Consider the following 17,356-nt stretch of genomic DNA (forward strand, 5'->3'; position numbering starts at 1 on the left):
AACCGTCCGCTCGACCCATCGGTCTCCTTCGATCCAGGAGACGACGACGTGGAGGACGGGGCCGTCGGGACGGTCGACGCGTGTCACGGAGGCGATGTGGATGCCGTCGTCGCCGTCGGCCGCGCCGAACTCGACGTGGGTTTCTCCGCCGGGCTTGAAGGCGGGGAGCGGGTCGCTGATGCACGTCTCGATGGCGGGTGCGGTCGAAGAGGCGACCGAGGCGACCGCAAGGGGCGGGACGAGAGTGAGGAGGCCGTGGCGCGACGTCACGGGTCGATCCTCCACCACCACCGCCGCCTCCCGCTCCCCGCGAACGCGACCCTGACCCGTCTCTCGATGTCGGGGTCCGCGGGGGTCCAGCCCGGGTCGGGGAGCTGGAGGCGGGGGACGAGGCGGGGGAGGAGCTGGGAGGTGTGGGTGCGGAGGGCGGCGTCGGCGGTGAGGTAGCCGTGGTTGAGGAGGACGGCGGCCTCCGCTTCCGTGACCGGGTCGAGGCTCGCGCGCATGGTGCAGAGGACGTCGCGGGCGAGGCTCTTCGAATAGCCGAATGGGATGCGATAGCTCGACGGCGCGCTGGAGAGGCTCCAGAAGGTGCCGGAGATCTGGCCTCCGACGAAACCCGAGACGAGGCGGCGCCGGCGGATCTCCTGCCCCTCGCTGTCGACGGCGGTGAGGAACGGGTCGGGGCGGGGGAAGACGCGTCTCTTCCGTCGGGCGTTCGGATACGCACCGGCTTCGGAGACGAGGACGGTGGTGTGGGTCTTCCAGACGGGGTCGAGGCCGAGGTGCGCGTGGCTCGCGCCGTCACCGAGCGCGAGGTGCCGGATGGCGGCGTCGCGGTCCGGGCCGGACGGCGCCGCGCCGCCCGAGAGGAGGGCGGGGTCGAGCGGCGCCGGGAGGGGACCGATGGAGCGCGGAAAGCAGGACGAGGCCGCGACGGCGCGCGCGAGGGTGACACCGTCGGGAGGAGCCACCCAGCCGAGCTGGCGGTCTCCCATCCGGTCTTGCTCGAAGTACCAGGGAACGCTCCTGAGGAAGTCGGTGGCGCAGAAGACGAAGCGGGGGGCGGGAGGGAGGTCGCGGAGCTTCAGCGGCGTCAGGATCTCCTCGTACCGCTGCGCGAGGGCTTCGACGCGCGCGTTTGGCCCTAAGAGGTTTCGGGCGAGGAGCCCGAGCGTGCGGAACCCGCGCCCCAGGTCTTCGCGCGTGAGAGCGAGAAGCGGGGCCTCCACGAACTCCTCCCACGCTTCGGGAGTGAAGGCGGCCTTCTTCGCCGGGTCCTTCGCGATGAGGGTGGCGAGGTGGGCCGCCAGGATGCTGCCGCCGGAGGTCGCGGAGAAGGTGTCGACTTTCGGGAGGATGCCCAGCTCGTTCAGGCGGCGGAGGGCTCCGAGGTGGAAGAGGAGCGCCCGGAACCCCCCGCCCGAAAGGCACAGGGCGAGGCCCCTGGCGGGGACGGCGGACGGCGCGGGCTCGGTGTCCGGAGCCGGATGAGAGGCCATGGCCGTGCTCATAACACTCCTGAAATCAATGGTTTGAGAATCCAGATCTCGGGAAACGCCGACACTCCGCGCCTTTCGGTGGCGGGGCCGAAAGGAGCTCGGCATGCCTTGCCGGGGGGGCCTGGGCGACGCGCCTCACGAGAAGGAACGGGTCCTTTAGCCAAGCTCCGCGAGAGGCCCGGATTTACAACAGGGGAAGTGAAAAAAAGTGCCGGGCCCGGGATCAGCCCACGCCGTCCGTCCCCGCGCGGTACCGCCCCGTCACCAGGAGGTTCACCGCCGCGAGGACGAAGAGCACCGCGAAGACCGGCAGGAGCGACCGCTCGATGGCCAGGCGCAGCGCGGGCGAGGTGGCGGCGCCACCGTCGAGGAGGTGCCCGGCCGTGTCGGCCGCGGGGCCGAGCCTCTGGGCGAGGCCGGCGGCGAGGATGCCGCCCAGCGCGCCGACGCCGATCGAGCCGCCGACCGTCCGCGAGAAGGGGACGAGGCTGGTGGCGATGCCGCGCCGCTTCTCCGGCACGACGTGCTGGATGACGAGGACCTGGCTCAGCGACGACGGCCCGAGGCCGAGGCCGACGAGCCCGCAGGCGAGGCTGATCCAGCCGACACCGGCGCCGAGGAGGGCGGCGAGGCCCAGCCCGGCGAAGCCGGCGAGGATGAGGAGCGCGCCGGCGCGGGCCGTTCTGCGGAAGCCGGCCCGCACGATGAACCGCGCGGCGATCGCGGCCGAGAGCGACCAGCCGAAGACGAGCGGCGTGACGACGGCGCCCGCGGCACCGGCGCTCCCGCCCCGCGCCCCCTGGACGAAGAGCGGCACGAACGTGTCGACGCCGTAGATGCTCGTGCCGATCAGGACCCCGGAGAGGTAGGGCGCGGCCGTCTCCACGCGCGTGAAGAGGTCCGGGGGGATGAGCGGGTGCTCGCGTCGGCCCTGCAGGCGGGCGAAAGCGGCGAGGAAGGCGACGGCCAGGAGCAACAGGCCTCCGCGGGCGAGGAGCCCGAGGGAGCCGGGGCCCGCCCGATGGAGGACCGCGAAGAGAAGCGCGGTGACGCCGACGGCGAGCGTGGCCGCGCCCGCCAGGTCGAGCGGGTCGCGCCGCTTCTCCCGCGTCTCGACCATCTGCGTCGCCACGAGAGCGAAGGCCAGGAGGCCGAGCGGGAGGTTGATGGTGAAGATCGACCGCCAGCCGAACGAGACGGTGAGGAACGCCCCGAGGAGCGGGCCGATGAGGCTGGCGACGCCCCACACGCCGCTGAAGAGGCCCTGGACCTTCGCGCGTTCCTGGATCGAGTAGAGGTCTCCCGTGACGGTGAGCGCGACGGGCATGAGGCCGCCCGCCCCGAGGCCCTGGAGCGCCCTGGCCGCGATGAGCTGCGGCATCGAGCGGGCGAGAGCGCAGACGAGCGCGCCGCCGAGGAAGAGGGCGGTCGCGACGAGGAGGACCCGCCGGCGGCCGTAGAGGTCGGCGAGGCGCCCGAAGAGCGGCATCGAGATCGTGGAGGTGAGGAGGTAGACGGAGAAGACCCACGAGTAGAGGGAGAGGCCGTGGAGGTCGCCGATGATCGTGGGCATCGCCGTCGAGACGACCGTCGACTCGAAGGAGGCGAGCGCCGTGACGAGGAGCAGCGCGAAGGTCACCGCGCGGCGGCGTTTCGGGTCGAAGCGGGGGGAGACGGGGGACGTCACGGCTTCACCGGAGGCCCGACGCGAAGGCCGCGTTCAATCCTGCTGCCGCGAGAACCGGCAGAGTGGCCGACACCGACGGGAGTATAGGGGCGGCCTCTCCGGAGGGCCGGCGTCGTACGATAAGCAGCGCGTGACGGCTCACGAGGTCGAGGAACGGCGGTCCCCTCCCGGGGAGGTGCTGGCAGCGCTCTACAGGCGGCGTTTCCCGCCGGCGGAGCTCGAGGCCATGCGCGCGGTCTGGCGCGTCCTCGTTCACGAGTTCTTCGGTCCGAGAATCCCGGAGCAGGGGACGGTCGTCGACGTCGGCGCGGGGCCGTGCCTCTTCATCAACGAGGTGAGGGCGGCGCGCCGCATCGCGGTCGATGCGAACCCGACGCTCGCGCAGTCGGCCGGCCCCGGCGTCGAGGCCGTCGTCGACGGCGACGTCGACCTGCCGTCGATTCCCGACGGCACGGCCGACACGGTCTTCATGAGCAACTTCCTCGAGCATCTGGCCTCGCCGGCCGAGGTGCTCCGGGCCCTCTCCGCCGCCCGGCGCATCCTGCGACCGGGTGGAGAGATCCTGGTCCTTCAGCCGAATTTCCGGCTGAGTCCCGCCCGCTACTTCGACTTCGTCGACCACGTCGTCATCCTGACCGACCGGAGCCTCGTCGAGGGGCTCGAGGCGACGGGTTTCACGATCCGCGAGCTGCGCGTCCGCTTCCTCCCCTTCACGTCGAAGTCCCGGATCCCGAAGTGGCCCTGGGCCGTGTCGGCCTACCTGAGACTGCGGCCCCTTCAGTGGCTGCTCGGAGGGCAGACGTTCGTGCGTGCCCGGAGAGCGACGCCGTGAACGCGTCCGCCTCCGACAGGATCAGCCTCTTCTTCCCGGTCTACCGGGACGAGCGGACGATCGAGCGTGTCGCGGCGAAGGCGCACCGGGTCCTCGCGGAGCTGACGTCCGACTACGAGATCATCGTCGTCAACGACGGCTCGCCCGACCGGGCCGGCGAGATCGCCGACGAGCTGGCCCGCCAGAGCCCGCGTGTGAGGGTCATCCACCACGGCGGGAACCTGGGCTACGGAAAGGCCCTCCGGACCGGTCTCGAGGCGGCGCGGTACGAGTGGATCGCGTTCACCGACGGGGACGACGAGTACGAGGTGGACGATCTGCGCAAGCTCTGGCGGCTGCGCGAGCACTACGACCTGATCCTGACCTTCCGCTACGCGAAGAGGTACGGGAGCGCGCGGATCTTCATCTCGTTCGTCTACAACAACCTCCTCCGGTCGGTCTTCCGGACGCGTTACCGCGACATCAGCTGCGGCCTGCGCCTCGTCCGGAAGGAGGTGGCCGCCGAGCTCCCGCTCCGTTCGTCCAGCCCCTTCATCGGTGCGGAGATCGCGATCAAGACGATGCTCAAGGGGTTCCGCGTCGGGGAAGTGGGGATCCAGACGTTCCCGCGGGAGTTCGGCCGCGGATCCTCGACGAGCCTCGCGAACATCCTCGCCACGCTGCGCGACATGCGCCTCGTCTACCGGGAAGTCTTCTCGCCCGGGTACGACCGTCCCCTGAACCACTGACCGGCAGCGGTCGGAGAGGCCCTCGGGCGTCGGACCCCGATGCTAGACTTTCTGCATGTTTCTGAAGCGTTTCACGAACGATCCCATCCACGACTACAGCCGCGAAGACAGCGTCCGGGGCGTCGCCCGCGCCGTGGAGGCCGTCCGGGCTCGTTTCGGAGAAACGTACCCGGCCATCATCGACGGAAAGCCGGTCGTCACGGCGAAGTCGATCGCCTCGCTCTGCCCCTCGAACCCCGAGATCGTCGTCGGGCGGATCTCGAGCTGCTCGCGCGAGGACGTCGACCGGGCGATGGCCGCGGCGAAGGCCGCCTTCGCCACCTGGTCGCGGACGAATCCCGAGGAACGCGCCGAGACGCTCCTGCGCCTCGCCGCCCTCATGCGCGAGCGGCGGTTCGAGCTCCTCGCGCTGCTGGCGTTCGAGATCGGGAAGGACTGGTACGAAGCCGACGCCGAGATCGCGGAGGCGATCGACTTCTGCGAGTACTACGCGCGGCTCGCCCTGACCCACTTCCAGTACCACCCGCTCACGCGTCTCTCGACCGAGGACAACTGCTACTACTACATCCCCCTCGGCGTCGGTGCGGTCGTCACGCCGTGGAACTTCCCGCTCGCGATCCTCGGCGGGATGACGATGGCCGCGGTCGTCGCAGGAAACACCGTCGTCCTCAAGCCGAGCTCCGACACGCCGATCCTGGCGCACCGACTCGTCGAGATGGCCCACGAGGCCGGCGTCCCGGCGGGCGTCATCAACCTCGTGCCCGGCTCGGGCGGCGAGATCGGCGACTACATGGTGACGCACCCCGACGTGCGGTTCGTGTCGTTCACCGGGTCGGCCGAGGTGGGCCTCAGGATCAACGAGATCATCGCCAGGCCCGCCGCGGGGAAGAAGTGGATGACCCGCTACGTCTCCGAGATGGGCGGCAAGAACGCGATCATCGTCGACGAGACGGCCGACCTCGACTCTGCCTCGACCGGCGCCGTCCGGTCGGCGTTCGGCTTCCAGGGGCAGAAGTGCTCCGCCTGCTCACGCCTGATCGTCGACCGGCGCGTTCACGGCAAGCTCGTCGAGATGGTCCTCGCGAAGGCGAAGCTGATCCCCGTCGGCGACCCCTGGGAAGACCCCTGCGTTTTCACCGGCCCCGTCGCGAACGCCTCGGCCCACAAGAGCATCCTCGCGGCCATCGAGACAGGCAAGGGCGAAGGGAGGCTCCTCCTCGGCGGTCATGCGCTCGACCGCGCGGGCTGGTACATCGCCCCGACGATCTTCGACGGCGTGAAGGCCGGCTCGTTCCTCGAGCAGGAGGAGATCTTCGGACCGGTCCTCGCGATCATCCCGGTCGACGGGTTCGACGAAGCGCTCGCCGTCGCGAACGACACGCTGTACGGCCTGACCGGCGCGGTCTACTCCACCTCCATCGACCGCATCGACCGGGCCAAGCGCGAGTACCACGCCGGCAACCTCTACCTGAACCGGGGCTGCACGGGCGCGCTCGTCGGCGTCCACCCCTTCGGCGGCTTCAACCTCTCGGGAACCGACTCGAAGGCGGGAGGTCCCGACTACCTGATGAACTTCACGCAGGGAAAGACGACCTCCGAGAGGATCACGATCGCCCGCCTCGCGGGAATCGGCGTCTGAAAGAGCTCCTCTTCCCCTGGCCGCCGCGCCGCCTCGCATGGGCCCGACCCTGGCAGGTGGCGCTGCGGACCGTCCACATCGTGTCGATGGCAATCGTCCTCGGGGGCGTGGCCTGGGGGGTTCCCGAGGAGAAGTTCCAGCACTCCTTCGTGCTGACGGCCGTCAGCGGCGTCCTCCTCCTCGCGATCGACCTGTTCAGGAGCTGCGTCTTCCTCTACCAGGGGGCCGGCGTCGCGTCGGTCGTGAAGCTCGCCCTCGTCGGCCTCGGGTACCACATCCCCGAGTCGCGTCTCGCCTTCTATCTCGCGGCCACGGTCGTCGGCTCGGTCGGGTCGCACATGACCGGCTCGTGGCGGCACTGGTCGTTCCTCGACCGGAAGGTGCTGAAGCAGGACTGAGGGCGCAAGGACAGCAGGACCGGCCGGGTGGCAGCCGGTTCGTGGGAAGCCTCAGACCCCGAACGTCCGCGCCACGAGGCTCCGCGCCCGCGCCGGGTCGGTCGTCCCCTTCACGATCGCGCGGCCGTCGGAGAAGAGCGTCAGCTCGACCTCCTCGGTCCGGAAGCGGAGGAGGTGCTCGTTCGCGAGGACCGTCCCGAGCGGACGCAGCCGTTCGGCCAGCGACGCGAAATCGGGGCGGGAGGGGACCAGGGGTCGGACCTGGACCGAATCGCGGCCACAGAGCGCCGCCGTCTGCGGGGTCTCCACGGAGAGGAAGTCGAACCGGCGCTCCACGCAGCAGGGGCAGCGGCTTTCGCCGGGCCGGTACGGGAGGGCGACGCGCGTGAAGCGCCCCTCCCAGACGTCGGCGTAGACGACCTCGGCCTCGGAAGGGGCTTCGCGGGTCGCGAGCCAGCGGAGGGCGCGGCCGACCTGCATCGAGGCGGCGAGGTGCGCTGCCGGCCCGAGGATTCCCGCCGTGTCGCAGGTGGGAGAGGTGCCGGGCTCGGGGATCTCGGGCATCAGGCAGCGCAGGCACGGGGTGTGGCCCGGGACGAGGAGCGCCGCGAGTCCCGTCGAGCCGATGCAGGCTCCGTAGACCCACGGGAGCCCCTTCTCGACGCAGGCGTCGTTCAGGAGGAAGCGCGCCTCGAAGCTGTCGAAGCCGTCCACGACGAGGTCGACGCCGTCGATCAGCTCGCGGACGTTTCTGGGGCCCATGTCGACGACGACGGGCTCCACCTCGACGTCCGTGTTTACGCGCGCCAGGCGCCGGGCGGCCGCGACGGCCTTCGGGAGTCCCTCGCGGACGTCGGCCTCCTCGAAGAGCGCCTGGCGCTGGAGGTTCGAGAGCTCGACGACGTCGCGGTCGACGATCCGGAGGAACCCGACTCCCGCCCGGGCGAGGAGGCTGGCCGACTCGGCCCCCAGCCCGCCGCAGCCGGCGACGAGGACGCGGGCTGCGCGGATCCGGGCCTGTCCCTCCTCGCCGAGCGGGCGGAAGAGCACCTGGCGGGAATACCGGTCATCCGCTTTCCAGGGCATGAAACCTCCGGGGGACGGCCTTCCCTTGCCCCCTATCTCCGTCGGATGTTACTGTCCCAAGGGCGGTTTGGCTCTCGCGACGTCTCCTTCCGGAGACGCGCCGGCCGGCCGCAAGAGGCGAGCATGTCCACGACGACGCCCGACTACACCGTCCGCACGAACTACACCGACAACCTCGAGGAGATGAGGGCCGCCCACAAGGTCCTCCTCGAGGTGCCGTTCACCCCCAGCGAACCGTACCGCGGCTACAACATGCGCTCGCTCCACATCGACCTGACGACCCTGACGGTGACCGAGAAGAAGGTCACGCAGGAGATGGTCGACACCTTCGTCGGCGGGCGCGGCTTCGGCCTCTGGTACCTCTGGAACGCCACGACGCCGACGACGAAGTGGAACGACCCGGAGAACGAGATCGTCATCAGCCCCGGGCCGATCGCGGGGATCACGCAGTACCCCGGCACCGGCAAGTCGCTCGTCGTCGCGATCTCGCCCCTCACCGACATCCCGATCGACTGCAACGTCGGCGGCTACTACGGGCCGCTCCTGAAGTTCTGCGGCTTCGACGCCCTCGAGCTCCAGGGGAAGGCCGACCGCGAGGTCGTGATCCTCGTCGACGGGCCGCGCGGCGTCATCCGGATCGAGGAGGCCCCGCTCGAGCCGGCCGACAGCCACATCTGCTCCGAGATCTTCACGCACATGTACGCCGACGGGCCGACCGACCTCAAGAACGTCTCGGTCGTCTCGGCGGGGAAGGGCTCGGACCACAGCCTCATCGGCTGCCTGAACTTCTCCTTCTACGACGCCAAGCGCAAGGCGGCGCGCCTCAAGCAGGCGGGACGCGGCGGCGTCGGGACCGTCTTCCGCGACAAGAACCTGAAGGCGCTCGTCGTCCGCGGCCCGGTCATCAAGGCCGACCTGAACCACGTGGCGGACCGGGCGCGGATCCAGAAGGTCGGGAGCGTCATCAACAAGGAGATCCACGACCTCGACGCCGAGCAGTGCAACATGAAGCGCCAGGGGACGGCGCACCTCGTCGAGGTCATGGACGCCTACGACCTCCTCCCGGTGAAGAACTTTCAGTACGGCAACCACCCCGACACGAAGAACATCGCCTCTCCGGTATGGGACGCTCGCTTCACGCAGGGGATCCCCGACGGCTGCTGGTACGGCTGCACGATGTCGTGCTCGAAGGGAGCCGACGGCCACGTCGTGAAGACGGGCCCCTACAAGGGCGACATCGTCACGGTGGACGGGCCCGAGTACGAGAACGCCGCCGGCCTCGCGGCCAACTGCGGCATCTTCGACCCCGACTGGCTCCTCGAGGTCAACTTCTACTGCGACACCTACGGGGTCGACACGATCTCGTACGGCACGCTCTGCGCCTTCGCGATGGAGTGCTGGCAGCGCGGCATCCTGAACGCCGAGCGGACGGGCGGCCTCGACCTGAGCTGGGGGAACGCCGAGTCGCAGATGGAGATCCTCCACCAGATCGCCCGCGGCGAGGGCTTCGGCCTCATCGCCGGGCAGGGCGTCAGGAAGATGAAGCAGATCTTCGCCGAGCGCGGCTGGGGCGACATGCAGCTCATGACCGACATCGGCATGGAGGTCAAGGGGCTCGAGTACTCGCAGTACCAGTCGAAGGAGTCGCTCGCGCAGCAGGGGGGCTACGCCCTGACGAACAAGGGCCCCCAGCACGACGAGGCCTGGCTCATCTTCATGGACATGGTCAACAAGCACCTGCCGACCTTCGAGGCCAAGGCGGAGGCGCTCCACTACTTCCCGCTCTTCCGGACGTGGTTCGGCCTGCACGGCCTCTGCAAGCTCCCCTGGAACGACATCGAGCCGGCGAACAACGCCGAGCAGGCCGAGCCGGCCAAGGTGCCCGAGCACGTCCACAACTACTGCGAGATCGCCTCCGGCGTGACGGGCCTCGAGGTCACGAAGGAGAAGATCATCGAGCAGTCGGAGAAGGTCTACAACTTCCAGCGCGTCTTCAACCTCCGGCGCGGCTACGGCCGGCGCGAGCACGACTGGCCGCCGTACCGCTCCGTCGGCCCGGTGACGGTCGAGGAGTACGAGTCGCGCGCGGAGCGCTACGACAAGCAGATGCTCGAGGAGATCGGCGTCGACCCGGCCGGCAAGCCGGTCGAGGAGAAGATCGCCATCACCCGGAAGTACCGCGAGGACCGCTACTCCAAGCTCTGCGACGCGGTCTACAAGCGCCGCGGCTGGACGACGGACGGCGTCCCGACGATGGAGACGATCACGAAGCTCGGGATCGCCTTCCCCGAGGTCGTCGAGCTCGTGCAGAAGAACGGGGGCTGACGCGGTGGATCCGAACCCGGGTGCTCCGGCTGCCGGCCACGGCCGATCGGGGCACCCGGCTCGTCGTGAACGGCGACCCGCTCGACTGGCACGAGGGGATGACCGTCCGCGACGTCCTGAAGGCGAAGAACTACATCTTCAAGCTCCTGATCATCACGGTGAACGGGACTCTGATCCCGCGCGGGTCGTACGACGAGGCGCCGGTCCCCGCCGGCGCCGACGTCAAGGTCGTCCACCTCATCAGCGGGGGCTGAGGCTCCCGTCGTATTCCCGTTTCGCACGGAGTCGGCCGGGCCGCCTCGAAGGAGATCCGTGAGTCGTCGGAACCTGCTCCCCGCCGCGTCCTGGCCCCCTGGCCGGTTTCGCCGCCGCGCTCGCCTCCCGCAGGAGGCGAAGGAGCCGCCGAAGGGGATCGCCCTCTCCGGCTCCGTGAAGAAGCCGCAGGCCGTCGACGCCGCGCGCTCGCCTCCCTTCCGCGGCAGCCGCGCTGGCGAAAGTTGGCCGGGCGGCGCCTACCGGGCGACCGTCGAGGCCGAAGGGGTCGCGCTGAAGGACCTCCTCGAGAAGGCCGAGGTCGCCAAGGCGACGAACGACAACTTCGACCGGCCGCTCGACCTCGCCGTCGTCGTGACGGGCCGCGACGGGAAGAAGGCCCTCTTCTCCTGGGGCGAGCTCTTCCTCGCGGGCGACACCGGCGCGGCGGTCCTCGCCGACCGGATCCGCCTGTTCATGCCGCACCACCACGAGCCGGTCGAGGACGCGCGTCTTCGCCCCCGGCTCCTGGCTCGGTGAGCAGGAGCGCGCGAGAAGCTCGACGTCACGGGCTGCGCCGGCTGCCACGACAGCGGCAAGCTCGGCAAGATCGACGTCCCCCGCGGCATCTGCCTCGTGCCGACGCGCGACGCGACGGGCCGCCGCTTCGTCGAGGACGTCGTCTCCATCGAGGTGCGGCAGGCCGGCTTCCCGGCTCCGCCGCGGAAGAAGGACCAGGCCGACCCGTGGGTCGAGGCGCCGCCGCTCGTCCTTCCCGACGGCACGTCGACGCCGCTCGACGTGAAGGCGACGAAGGGCCTCGCCCGCGTCGAGGGCGAGGACGACGGGATCGGCCTCGGGCGCGGCTTCCACGGCCACCGGGCCTTCGCGGGGCCGAGCCTCGCGGCGCTCCTCCGCGGCAGGCGCTGCCGGCCGGGACCGACCCCGGCCTCCTCTTCGTCGTCGTCACGGCGAGCGACGGCTACCGCTCGCTCTACTCCGGCGGCGAGATCCTCCTCTCGCGCCTGCCGGAGAACGTCCTCCTCGTCGACACCGAGGGGGGCAAGCCGCTCCTCCGCCGGTCCGGACGCCTCGAGTCCTATGCGCGGGCCGACTTCTTCGTCGACCGGTCGGTGCGGAACCTGGCCGAGGTGCGCGTGCTGCTCGCTCCCTGAGGTCGCTGAAGGCCGAGCGCGGCCGTCCGTCAGGCAGAGGACTTCGTGAAGCGTCCCCGGTCGAAGCTCAGCGGGCCTCCTCCTCGACAGGCGACGAAGAGAAAGAGCACCGAGTAGAGGAGCGCCAGCTCCCCCTTGTTCACGGCCGGAAAGAACTCCGCACCGAAGGCGAGCTTCCAGTGGAACTGCGTGTACGCGACGGCCATGGTCCCGCTCGCGAGGAAGGCGGCCCAGCTCGTGAAGGCGCCTGCCGCGATGGCGAGGCCCGCAACGAGCTCGATGATGCCGCCGAGCCAGAGCTGCGACCCGATCGGCGGCTGGAAGTCGCTCATCACGCCGAAGACCTTCTGGACGCCGTGGAAGGCGAACAGGAGTCCCGAGACGATTCGGAGGAGGACGTACGCGGCGTCCGTCTTCGGTTCCAGGAGGCGTTCCAGCATCGGCGATCTCCCTCGCAGGCGTCTTTCGTCGGGTGTGCCGGGAGCCTGTCGTCCCCGGCTCTCTGCCCATCTTCATTTACGACGGGCGAGCGGCTCCGGATCGTGGCGCGCGGGCCGACCGCCCTCAGTGGTCTTCCGGTTCCTCGACGAGGTGGACCTGGACCTCGTCGCCCGGCTTCAGCGCGAGGGCATCCGCCGGGACGAGCGCGAGCGCGTTCGAGCGGAGCATCGACGAGAGGATCCCGGAGCCCTGGGGGCCGGAAGGGACGACGATGAGCCGGCCGTCTTCGCGGCGGGCGCGGACGCGGACGAGGTGGACCTTCCCGTCCTGGACGGTCTTGCGGAAGCTCCCCTCGAACGTGCCGGTCACCTCGGGCCTGAGGAGCCGGGTGTGTCCCATCAGCTTCCGGAGCGCGGGCCTCACGTACTCCTCCATGCAGACCATGGCGGCGACGGTATTCCCCGGGATGCCGAAAACGGGGATCCCGTCGAGGAGCCAGAAGCCGAGCGGGCCGCCGGGTTTCTGCTTCACCTTCCAGAAGACCTCTCGTGCGCCGAGCTCGCCGAGGACGGCCTTGATGAAGTCGTAGTCGCCGACGGAGATCCCGCCGTTCGTGACGATGACGTCGGCCTCGGCGCGAGCCCTCGCGAGGGCCGCCGTCACCGCCTCGCGCGTGTCGGGGACGCGCGGGAATGGGGACGGGCACGGCCCCGAACGCGGCGGCCTGCCCGCACATCGTCTGGACGTTCGAGTCGCGGATCTGCCCGGGACCCGGCTTCGTGGCGGCGTCGACGAGCTCGTCGCCCGTCGTCAGGACCGCCACGCGGACGCGCGGGTGGACCGGGATCCCGGCGAGGCCGACGGACGCGAGGATGCCGAGGGCGGCGGGAGTCAGCGCGAAGCCCTTCGGAAGAAGCTCCTCCCCCTCGCGCAGGTCCTCGCCGGCGAGGCGGACGTTCGCGCCGCGCTTCACGGGCGCGGCGATGCGGACGCGGTTCCCTTCGGACGTCGTCGCCTCGACCGGGACGACGCTGTCGGCCCCGGCCGGGAGCGGCGCGCCGGTCATGATCCGGATCGCGGTGCCGGGGCGCACGGCCTCCGTCGCGACGCTCCCGGCGGGGAGGTCGGCGAGGACGTCGAGGGAGACGGGGGAGCCGGGCCCGGCCGCGGCGCAATCGTCGGCGCGGACCGCGTAGCCGTCCATCGCGGAGTTCGTGAACGGAGGGACCGTCTCCGGCGAGACGACGCGGTCGGCCGTGACGAGGCCGAGGGCATCGAAGAGGGGCGTCGACCTCGCGGGAAGCGGGGCGACGGAGTCGAGGATCAGGTCAAGCGCTTCCCGGCACGTCGTCATCGGTTTCGGTCCCTTCGCGCGGAATGAGGTGGACGGAGGCCGCCGAGAACGTCGCGAGGACCTCGCCGCCAGGCTTCAGCGAAAGATCGTGCGCGACGCGGCGCGTGATGAGGGCCTGGAGCGGATACCCGGGGAAGCCGGCGTCGATGCGCACCTGCATCGTGGAGCCGAGGTCGACGACGGCCTCGACGGTCCCGCGGAAACGGTTCAGGCCCGGGGCGGGGGAGGTCTCGCCCGGGGCCTCGACGAGGATCTCCTCGCGGCGGACGCAGGCGTCGACGGGCGTTCCCTCGGGGAGGGCGGTGCGGGAGAAGAGGAGGCGTGGGCCGACCCTCACCTCGGAGATCGCGTCATCGAGCGTCGAGACGACGCCGGGAAGGATGTTCCCGGTCTGCATGAAGCGGGCAACGGCGCGGCTGGCCGGCCGGAGGAGGACCTCCTCCGGCGTCCCGGCCTGGAGGAGCCTGCCGCGGCGGAGGACGGCGATCCGGTCGGCGATGGAGAACGCCTCCGACTGCTCGTGCGTCACGTAGACGCAGCTGATCCCGCGCGCGCGGACGGCCTGCCTCAGCTCCTCGAGGAGGTGCTTGCGGATCGGGGCGTCGAGCGCGGCGAACGGCTCGTCGAGGAGGAGGAGCTCGGGCGAGAGGACGAGGGCCCGCGCCAGCGCCGTCCGCTGAGCCTCGCCGCCGGAAAGGGTCCGCGCGCGCTGGTCGGCGAGGTGCTCGACGCGGAGGAGGCGCAGGGCGGCCATCACCCGCTCCCGCGCGTCGTGGCCGTTCTGGCCGCGCAGCTGGAGGCCGTAGAAGACGTTGTCGTACGTCGTCCCGGACAGGAGGAGCGGGTCCTGGAACGTCATGGAGATCCGGCGGCGCAGCGCGAGCGGCGCCGGCCACGGCACCCGTTCGCCGCGCCATTCGAGGACGCCGGCTTCGGGCCTGTCGAGGAAGTGGAGAACGCGCAGGAGGGTGCTCTTGCCGGCGCCGGTCGGGCCGACGACGGCGAGGACCTCCTTCTCGCGGACCTCGAGCCGCGGAAGGGAGAGGATCGTCCTTCCCTCGCGAACGACCTCGACGCCCTCGAGAGAGAGGAGGCTCACGCCTTCTGCCTCTGCTGGACCCACGTGAAGAGCCAGTTGATGCCGAGCGCGAGCGCGAGGAGGATCGCGCCGAGGACGATCGCGTTCGCGAACTCCCCCTGCCGGGTCTGGAGGACGATCGCCGTCGTCATGACGCGCGTCTGCCCCTTGATGTTCCCGCCGACCATCATGACGGCCCCGACTTCCGAGATGATCGACCCGAAGCCGGCGGCGAGGGCCGCGACGAGCGAGAGGCGGGCCTCCTTCACGAGCTTCCAGTAGAGCTGCCCGGTCGAGGCTCCGAGCGAGAGGATCTGGAGGTGGAGGCGCGCGTCGAGACCCTGGATCGCCGCGAGCGTGATGCCGACGACGAGGGGCGTCGCGATGACGACCTGCGCGAGGACCATCGCCCAGGGCGTGTAGAGAAGGTCGAGGCTCCCGAGCGGCCCCGAGCGGGCGAGGAGCAGGAAGACGAAGAGGCCGACGACGACGGGGGGGAGCCCCATCCCGGTGTTGACGAGCGTGACGAGGAAGCCGCGGCCCGGGAACCTGTGGAGGCCGAGGAAGATCCCCGCCGGGACGCCGAGGAGCATCGAGACGAGGATCGCGACGCCCGAGACGAAGAGCGAGAGGAGGAGGATGCCCGCGAGCTCCCCGGGCATCGGGAGGAGAGCGGAGAGGGAGGAGAGGAGCCCGGTCATTCCTTCTTCGCGTCGGGGACGAAGAGGGGCTGGCCGTACTTCTGACGGCCGAAGGCGCCGATCGCCTTCTGCGCTTCCGGCGTGACGAGCCACTCGGCGAAGCGCCGCGCTTCCTTCGCCCGCACCTTCGGGTGCTTCTCGGGGCTCACGACGATGACGCGGTACGAATTCCGGAGCTCCTCCCCGCCTTCCACGAGGATGGCGAGGTCGAGGCTCCTCCTGAGGGCGAGGAACGTGCCGCGGTCGGCGAGCGTGCAGGCTCTCTTCTCGGAAGCGACGCGCGCGGTCTCGCCCATCCCCTGGCCGGTGGCGACGTACCAGGGTTTCCCGGCGGGGTCGATCCCGGCCTGCTTCCAGAGGCCGAGCTCGCGCGCGTGCGTCCCCGAGCGGTCGTCGCGCGAGACGAAGAGGGCGCCCTTGTCCGCCACTCGCTTCAGCGCGTCCGCGGCCGGGAGGCCCCGGATCCCGGCGGGGTCGGCCGGCGGCCCGACGAGGACGAAGTCGTTGTACATGACGTCGAGGCGGAGAGACCCGAACCCCTGGGCCATGAACTCGTCCTCGGCCGCCCTCGAGTGGACGAGGAGGACGTCGGCGTCGCCGCGACGGCCCATGGCGAGCGCCTCGCCCGAGCCGACGGCGATCGTCTTGACCCGGATGCCCGTGGCGGCCTCGAAGCGGGGGAGGAGGTCGTCGAGGAGGCCGCTGTCCTGCGTGCTCGTCGTCGTGGCGAGGATGAGCGAGGGCTGCGCGGAGAGCGGAGCCGCGCCGCCGAGGAGGGCGAGGGCGAGGGCGGCGGTCGGCAGGTACATCGGGCTTCTGTTCGTCGTCCCGGGGGCGCGGGAAGCGGCATCGTACTTCACGGGCCCAGGTGCGCTGCGCCGCCCCGGCCGGGGCGGCGCAGAATAGAAAATCAAGACCTGACCCCAGACCTCAGGGCGTCGCCGGGACTTCCTCGAGGGTTTCGGACCGCTCCATCTCCTTCACGACGGCGCTCGCGAGACGGCGGACGCCTTCGCGGATCCTCTCGACCGGCATGTTCGAGTAGTTGAGGCGGAGCGTGTTCTCGTGGCCGCCGTTCGGGTAGAAGGCGCCGCCGGGGACGAAGGCGACGTTCTGGCGGACGCATTCGTCGAGGAGCGTCCGGGCGTTCAGCCTGTCGGGAAGCGTCATCCAGAGGAAGAGGCCGCCCGCGGGGCGAGTCCAGGAGACTCCGGCGGGCATTTCCACGTCCAGCGCGGCGAGCATCGCGTCGCGCCGCTCGCGGTAGACGGGGAGGATCCGGGCGATGTCGGCGTCGAGGTCGTTCTCCTCGAGGTAGCGGTTCACCTGGAGCTGGCCCAGCGTCGACGTCTGCAGGTCGGCCCCCTGCTTCAGGATGACGAGCTTCTCGTAGGCCGGGTTCTCGGCGGCGATCCAGGCGATGCGCAGCCCGGGGCAGAAGACCTTCGAGAACGTGCCGAGCGCGAGGACGCGGCCCCTGCGGTCCATGGACTTGAGGGACGGGATCGGGGTCCCTTCGAGGCGCAGCTCGCCGTAGGGGTTGTCCTCGACGACCCAGACGTCGTGCTTCTCGACGATCTCCATGAACCGGCGGCGGCGCTCGAGCGACCAGGTGCGGCCCGACGGGTTCTGGAAGTTCGGGATGACGTAGATGGCCTTCGCGGCCGGGTAGGCGCGCAGGGTCTCTTCGAGGGCGACGGGGTCCATCCCGTCGTCGTCGGTCGACACCTCGACCCAGCGGGGGCGGACGACGTTCCAGGCGGAGATCGCACCGAGGTAGGTCGGGCTCTCGCAGAGGACGACGTCCCCCTCGTCGAGGAGGAGCTTCCCGGTGAGGTCGAGGCCCTGCTGCGAGCCCGACGTGACGAGGATCTGGTCGGGGGTGACGTGGGCGTCCCACGTCGCCTGCATCCGCTCGGCGATCTTCCGCCGAAGCGGCGCGTGGCCCTCGGTCGTCGAGTACTGGAGGGCCCGCATCCCGTCTTCCTCGAAGACCTTCTGCGTCGCGGCGGCGAGCGTCTTCACGGGGAAGAGCTCGGGCGCGGGAAGCCCCCCGGCGAAGGAGATGACCTCGGGCCGCTGGGTCACCTTGAGGATCTCGCGGATCTCGGATGCCTTCAGGGCTTCCATCCGTCGTGCGAAGCGGGTCGTCATCGGG

At 70.5% G+C, this 17,356-nt stretch carries 17 protein-coding genes and 1 pseudogene; 8 read left to right on the forward strand and 10 right to left on the reverse strand.

The features are described 5' to 3' along the window. Positions 1–266 precede the first annotated feature (266 nt). Together IPN03_11220 and IPN03_11225 are read right to left on the reverse strand one after the other, a co-directional pair. A complete protein-coding gene (locus IPN03_11220) occupies positions 267–1,502 on the reverse strand; it encodes a patatin-like phospholipase family protein (protein MBK9374273.1) in 1,236 nt (411 codons plus the stop codon). 223 nt (positions 1,503–1,725) lie between these two features. After that, positions 1,726–3,189 carry an MFS transporter gene (locus IPN03_11225; protein ID MBK9374274.1) on the reverse strand — a complete coding sequence of 488 codons (1,464 nt, stop codon included), beginning with the start codon at positions 3,187–3,189 and terminating at the stop codon, positions 1,726–1,728. Between the two features lie 226 nt (positions 3,190–3,415). On the opposite strand from IPN03_11225, the gene IPN03_11230 reads away from it, so the two are divergent. The 4 genes from IPN03_11230 to IPN03_11245 all read left to right on the forward strand — a co-directional run bounded on the left by IPN03_11230 (position 3,416) and on the right by IPN03_11245 (position 6,786). Then, positions 3,416–4,021 (forward strand): class I SAM-dependent methyltransferase, encoded by a 606-nt coding sequence (locus IPN03_11230; GenBank protein ID MBK9374275.1) that lies wholly within the window; start codon positions 3,416–3,418, stop codon positions 4,019–4,021. Further along, positions 4,018–4,749 carry a glycosyltransferase family 2 protein gene (locus tag IPN03_11235; protein MBK9374276.1) on the forward strand — a complete coding sequence of 244 codons (732 nt, stop codon included), beginning with the start codon at positions 4,018–4,020 and terminating at the stop codon, positions 4,747–4,749. The genes IPN03_11230 and IPN03_11235 overlap by 4 nt, the downstream gene beginning before the upstream one ends. A gap of 55 nt (positions 4,750–4,804) precedes the next feature. After that, positions 4,805–6,388: an L-glutamate gamma-semialdehyde dehydrogenase gene (locus IPN03_11240; GenBank protein ID MBK9374277.1), complete on the forward strand. Its 1,584-nt coding sequence runs from the start codon at positions 4,805–4,807 to the stop codon at positions 6,386–6,388. Positions 6,389–6,474: 86 nt separating this feature from the next. Further along, the gene (locus IPN03_11245) at positions 6,475–6,786 is read left to right on the forward strand and encodes a hypothetical protein (GenBank protein ID MBK9374278.1); all 312 of its coding nucleotides are present in this window, start codon (positions 6,475–6,477) and stop codon (positions 6,784–6,786) included. A gap of 51 nt (positions 6,787–6,837) precedes the next feature. Here the strand turns inward: IPN03_11245 and IPN03_11250 are convergent, their stop codons facing one another. Further along, a complete protein-coding gene (locus IPN03_11250; GenBank protein ID MBK9374279.1) occupies positions 6,838–7,872 on the reverse strand; it encodes a ThiF family adenylyltransferase in 1,035 nt (344 codons plus the stop codon). 183 nt (positions 7,873–8,055) lie between these two features. Here IPN03_11250 and IPN03_11255 point away from each other — a divergent pair, with 183 nt between their 5' ends. The 4 genes from IPN03_11255 to IPN03_11270 all read left to right on the forward strand — a co-directional run bounded on the left by IPN03_11255 (position 8,056) and on the right by IPN03_11270 (position 11,624). Next, complete coding sequence (locus tag IPN03_11255) at positions 8,056–10,197, forward strand: aldehyde:ferredoxin oxidoreductase (GenBank protein ID MBK9374280.1); 2,142 nt, start codon at positions 8,056–8,058, stop codon at positions 10,195–10,197. A 98-nt stretch (positions 10,198–10,295) separates the two neighbouring features. Further along, positions 10,296–10,451 carry a sulfur carrier protein ThiS gene (locus IPN03_11260; GenBank protein MBK9374281.1) on the forward strand — a complete coding sequence of 52 codons (156 nt, stop codon included), beginning with the start codon at positions 10,296–10,298 and terminating at the stop codon, positions 10,449–10,451. 58 nt (positions 10,452–10,509) lie between these two features. Beyond that, positions 10,510–10,989 (forward strand): hypothetical protein, encoded by a 480-nt coding sequence (locus tag IPN03_11265; protein MBK9374282.1) that lies wholly within the window; start codon positions 10,510–10,512, stop codon positions 10,987–10,989. A gap of 206 nt (positions 10,990–11,195) precedes the next feature. After that, a complete protein-coding gene (locus IPN03_11270) occupies positions 11,196–11,624 on the forward strand; it encodes a hypothetical protein (GenBank protein ID MBK9374283.1) in 429 nt (142 codons plus the stop codon). Between the two features lie 29 nt (positions 11,625–11,653). Here the strand turns inward: IPN03_11270 and IPN03_11275 are convergent, their stop codons facing one another. From IPN03_11275 to IPN03_11305, 7 genes and pseudogenes are all read right to left on the reverse strand, one after another. Further along, the gene (locus tag IPN03_11275) at positions 11,654–12,064 is read right to left on the reverse strand and encodes a DoxX family protein (protein ID MBK9374284.1); all 411 of its coding nucleotides are present in this window, start codon (positions 12,062–12,064) and stop codon (positions 11,654–11,656) included. Between the two features lie 124 nt (positions 12,065–12,188). After that, positions 12,189–12,728 carry a hypothetical protein gene (locus IPN03_11280; GenBank protein ID MBK9374285.1) on the reverse strand — a complete coding sequence of 180 codons (540 nt, stop codon included), beginning with the start codon at positions 12,726–12,728 and terminating at the stop codon, positions 12,189–12,191. 193 nt (positions 12,729–12,921) lie between these two features. Further along, a pseudogene (locus IPN03_11285) lies at positions 12,922–13,419 on the reverse strand (molybdopterin molybdenumtransferase MoeA). After that, positions 13,394–14,518, reverse strand: coding sequence for an ABC transporter ATP-binding protein (locus IPN03_11290; GenBank protein MBK9374286.1), 1,125 nt, complete (start codon positions 14,516–14,518; stop codon positions 13,394–13,396). Before IPN03_11290 ends, IPN03_11285 begins: the two are co-directional and overlap by 26 nt. Next, the gene (locus IPN03_11295) at positions 14,515–15,198 is read right to left on the reverse strand and encodes an ABC transporter permease (protein MBK9374287.1); all 684 of its coding nucleotides are present in this window, start codon (positions 15,196–15,198) and stop codon (positions 14,515–14,517) included. Before IPN03_11295 ends, IPN03_11290 begins: the two co-directional genes overlap by 4 nt. Further along, on the reverse strand, positions 15,195–16,007 hold the full coding sequence (locus tag IPN03_11300; GenBank protein ID MBK9374288.1) for a substrate-binding domain-containing protein: 813 nt from the start codon (positions 16,005–16,007) through the stop codon (positions 15,195–15,197). The genes IPN03_11295 and IPN03_11300 overlap by 4 nt, the downstream gene beginning before the upstream one ends. A gap of 121 nt (positions 16,008–16,128) precedes the next feature. After that, positions 16,129–17,352 carry a PLP-dependent aminotransferase family protein gene (locus IPN03_11305; GenBank protein ID MBK9374289.1) on the reverse strand — a complete coding sequence of 408 codons (1,224 nt, stop codon included), beginning with the start codon at positions 17,350–17,352 and terminating at the stop codon, positions 16,129–16,131. Between the last annotated feature and the right edge of the window lie 4 nt (positions 17,353–17,356).

The sequence above is a fragment of the Holophagales bacterium genome (assembly GCA_016719485.1).
Lineage (GTDB): Bacteria > Acidobacteriota > Thermoanaerobaculia > UBA5066 > UBA5066 > UBA5066.

Excerpts from the sequence above, each read along its gene's own strand:
- IPN03_11220 (MBK9374273.1), bottom strand. The coding sequence starts at position 1,502 with ATGGCCTCTCATCCGGCTCCGGACACCGAGCCCGCGCCGTCCGCCGTC.
- IPN03_11230 (MBK9374275.1), top strand. The coding sequence starts at position 3,416 with ATGCGCGCGGTCTGGCGCGTCCTCGTTCACGAGTTCTTCGGTCCGAGA.
- IPN03_11240 (MBK9374277.1), top strand. The coding sequence starts at position 4,805 with ATGTTTCTGAAGCGTTTCACGAACGATCCCATCCACGACTACAGCCGC.
- IPN03_11245 (MBK9374278.1), top strand. The coding sequence starts at position 6,475 with ATGGCAATCGTCCTCGGGGGCGTGGCCTGGGGGGTTCCCGAGGAGAAG.
- IPN03_11250 (MBK9374279.1), bottom strand. The coding sequence starts at position 7,872 with ATGCCCTGGAAAGCGGATGACCGGTATTCCCGCCAGGTGCTCTTCCGC.
- IPN03_11255 (MBK9374280.1), top strand. The coding sequence starts at position 8,056 with ATGAGGGCCGCCCACAAGGTCCTCCTCGAGGTGCCGTTCACCCCCAGC.
- IPN03_11260 (MBK9374281.1), top strand. The coding sequence starts at position 10,296 with ATGACCGTCCGCGACGTCCTGAAGGCGAAGAACTACATCTTCAAGCTC.
- IPN03_11275 (MBK9374284.1), bottom strand. The coding sequence starts at position 12,064 with ATGCTGGAACGCCTCCTGGAACCGAAGACGGACGCCGCGTACGTCCTC.
- IPN03_11295 (MBK9374287.1), bottom strand. The coding sequence starts at position 15,198 with ATGACCGGGCTCCTCTCCTCCCTCTCCGCTCTCCTCCCGATGCCCGGG.
- IPN03_11300 (MBK9374288.1), bottom strand. The coding sequence starts at position 16,007 with ATGTACCTGCCGACCGCCGCCCTCGCCCTCGCCCTCCTCGGCGGCGCG.
- IPN03_11305 (MBK9374289.1), bottom strand. The coding sequence starts at position 17,352 with ATGACGACCCGCTTCGCACGACGGATGGAAGCCCTGAAGGCATCCGAG.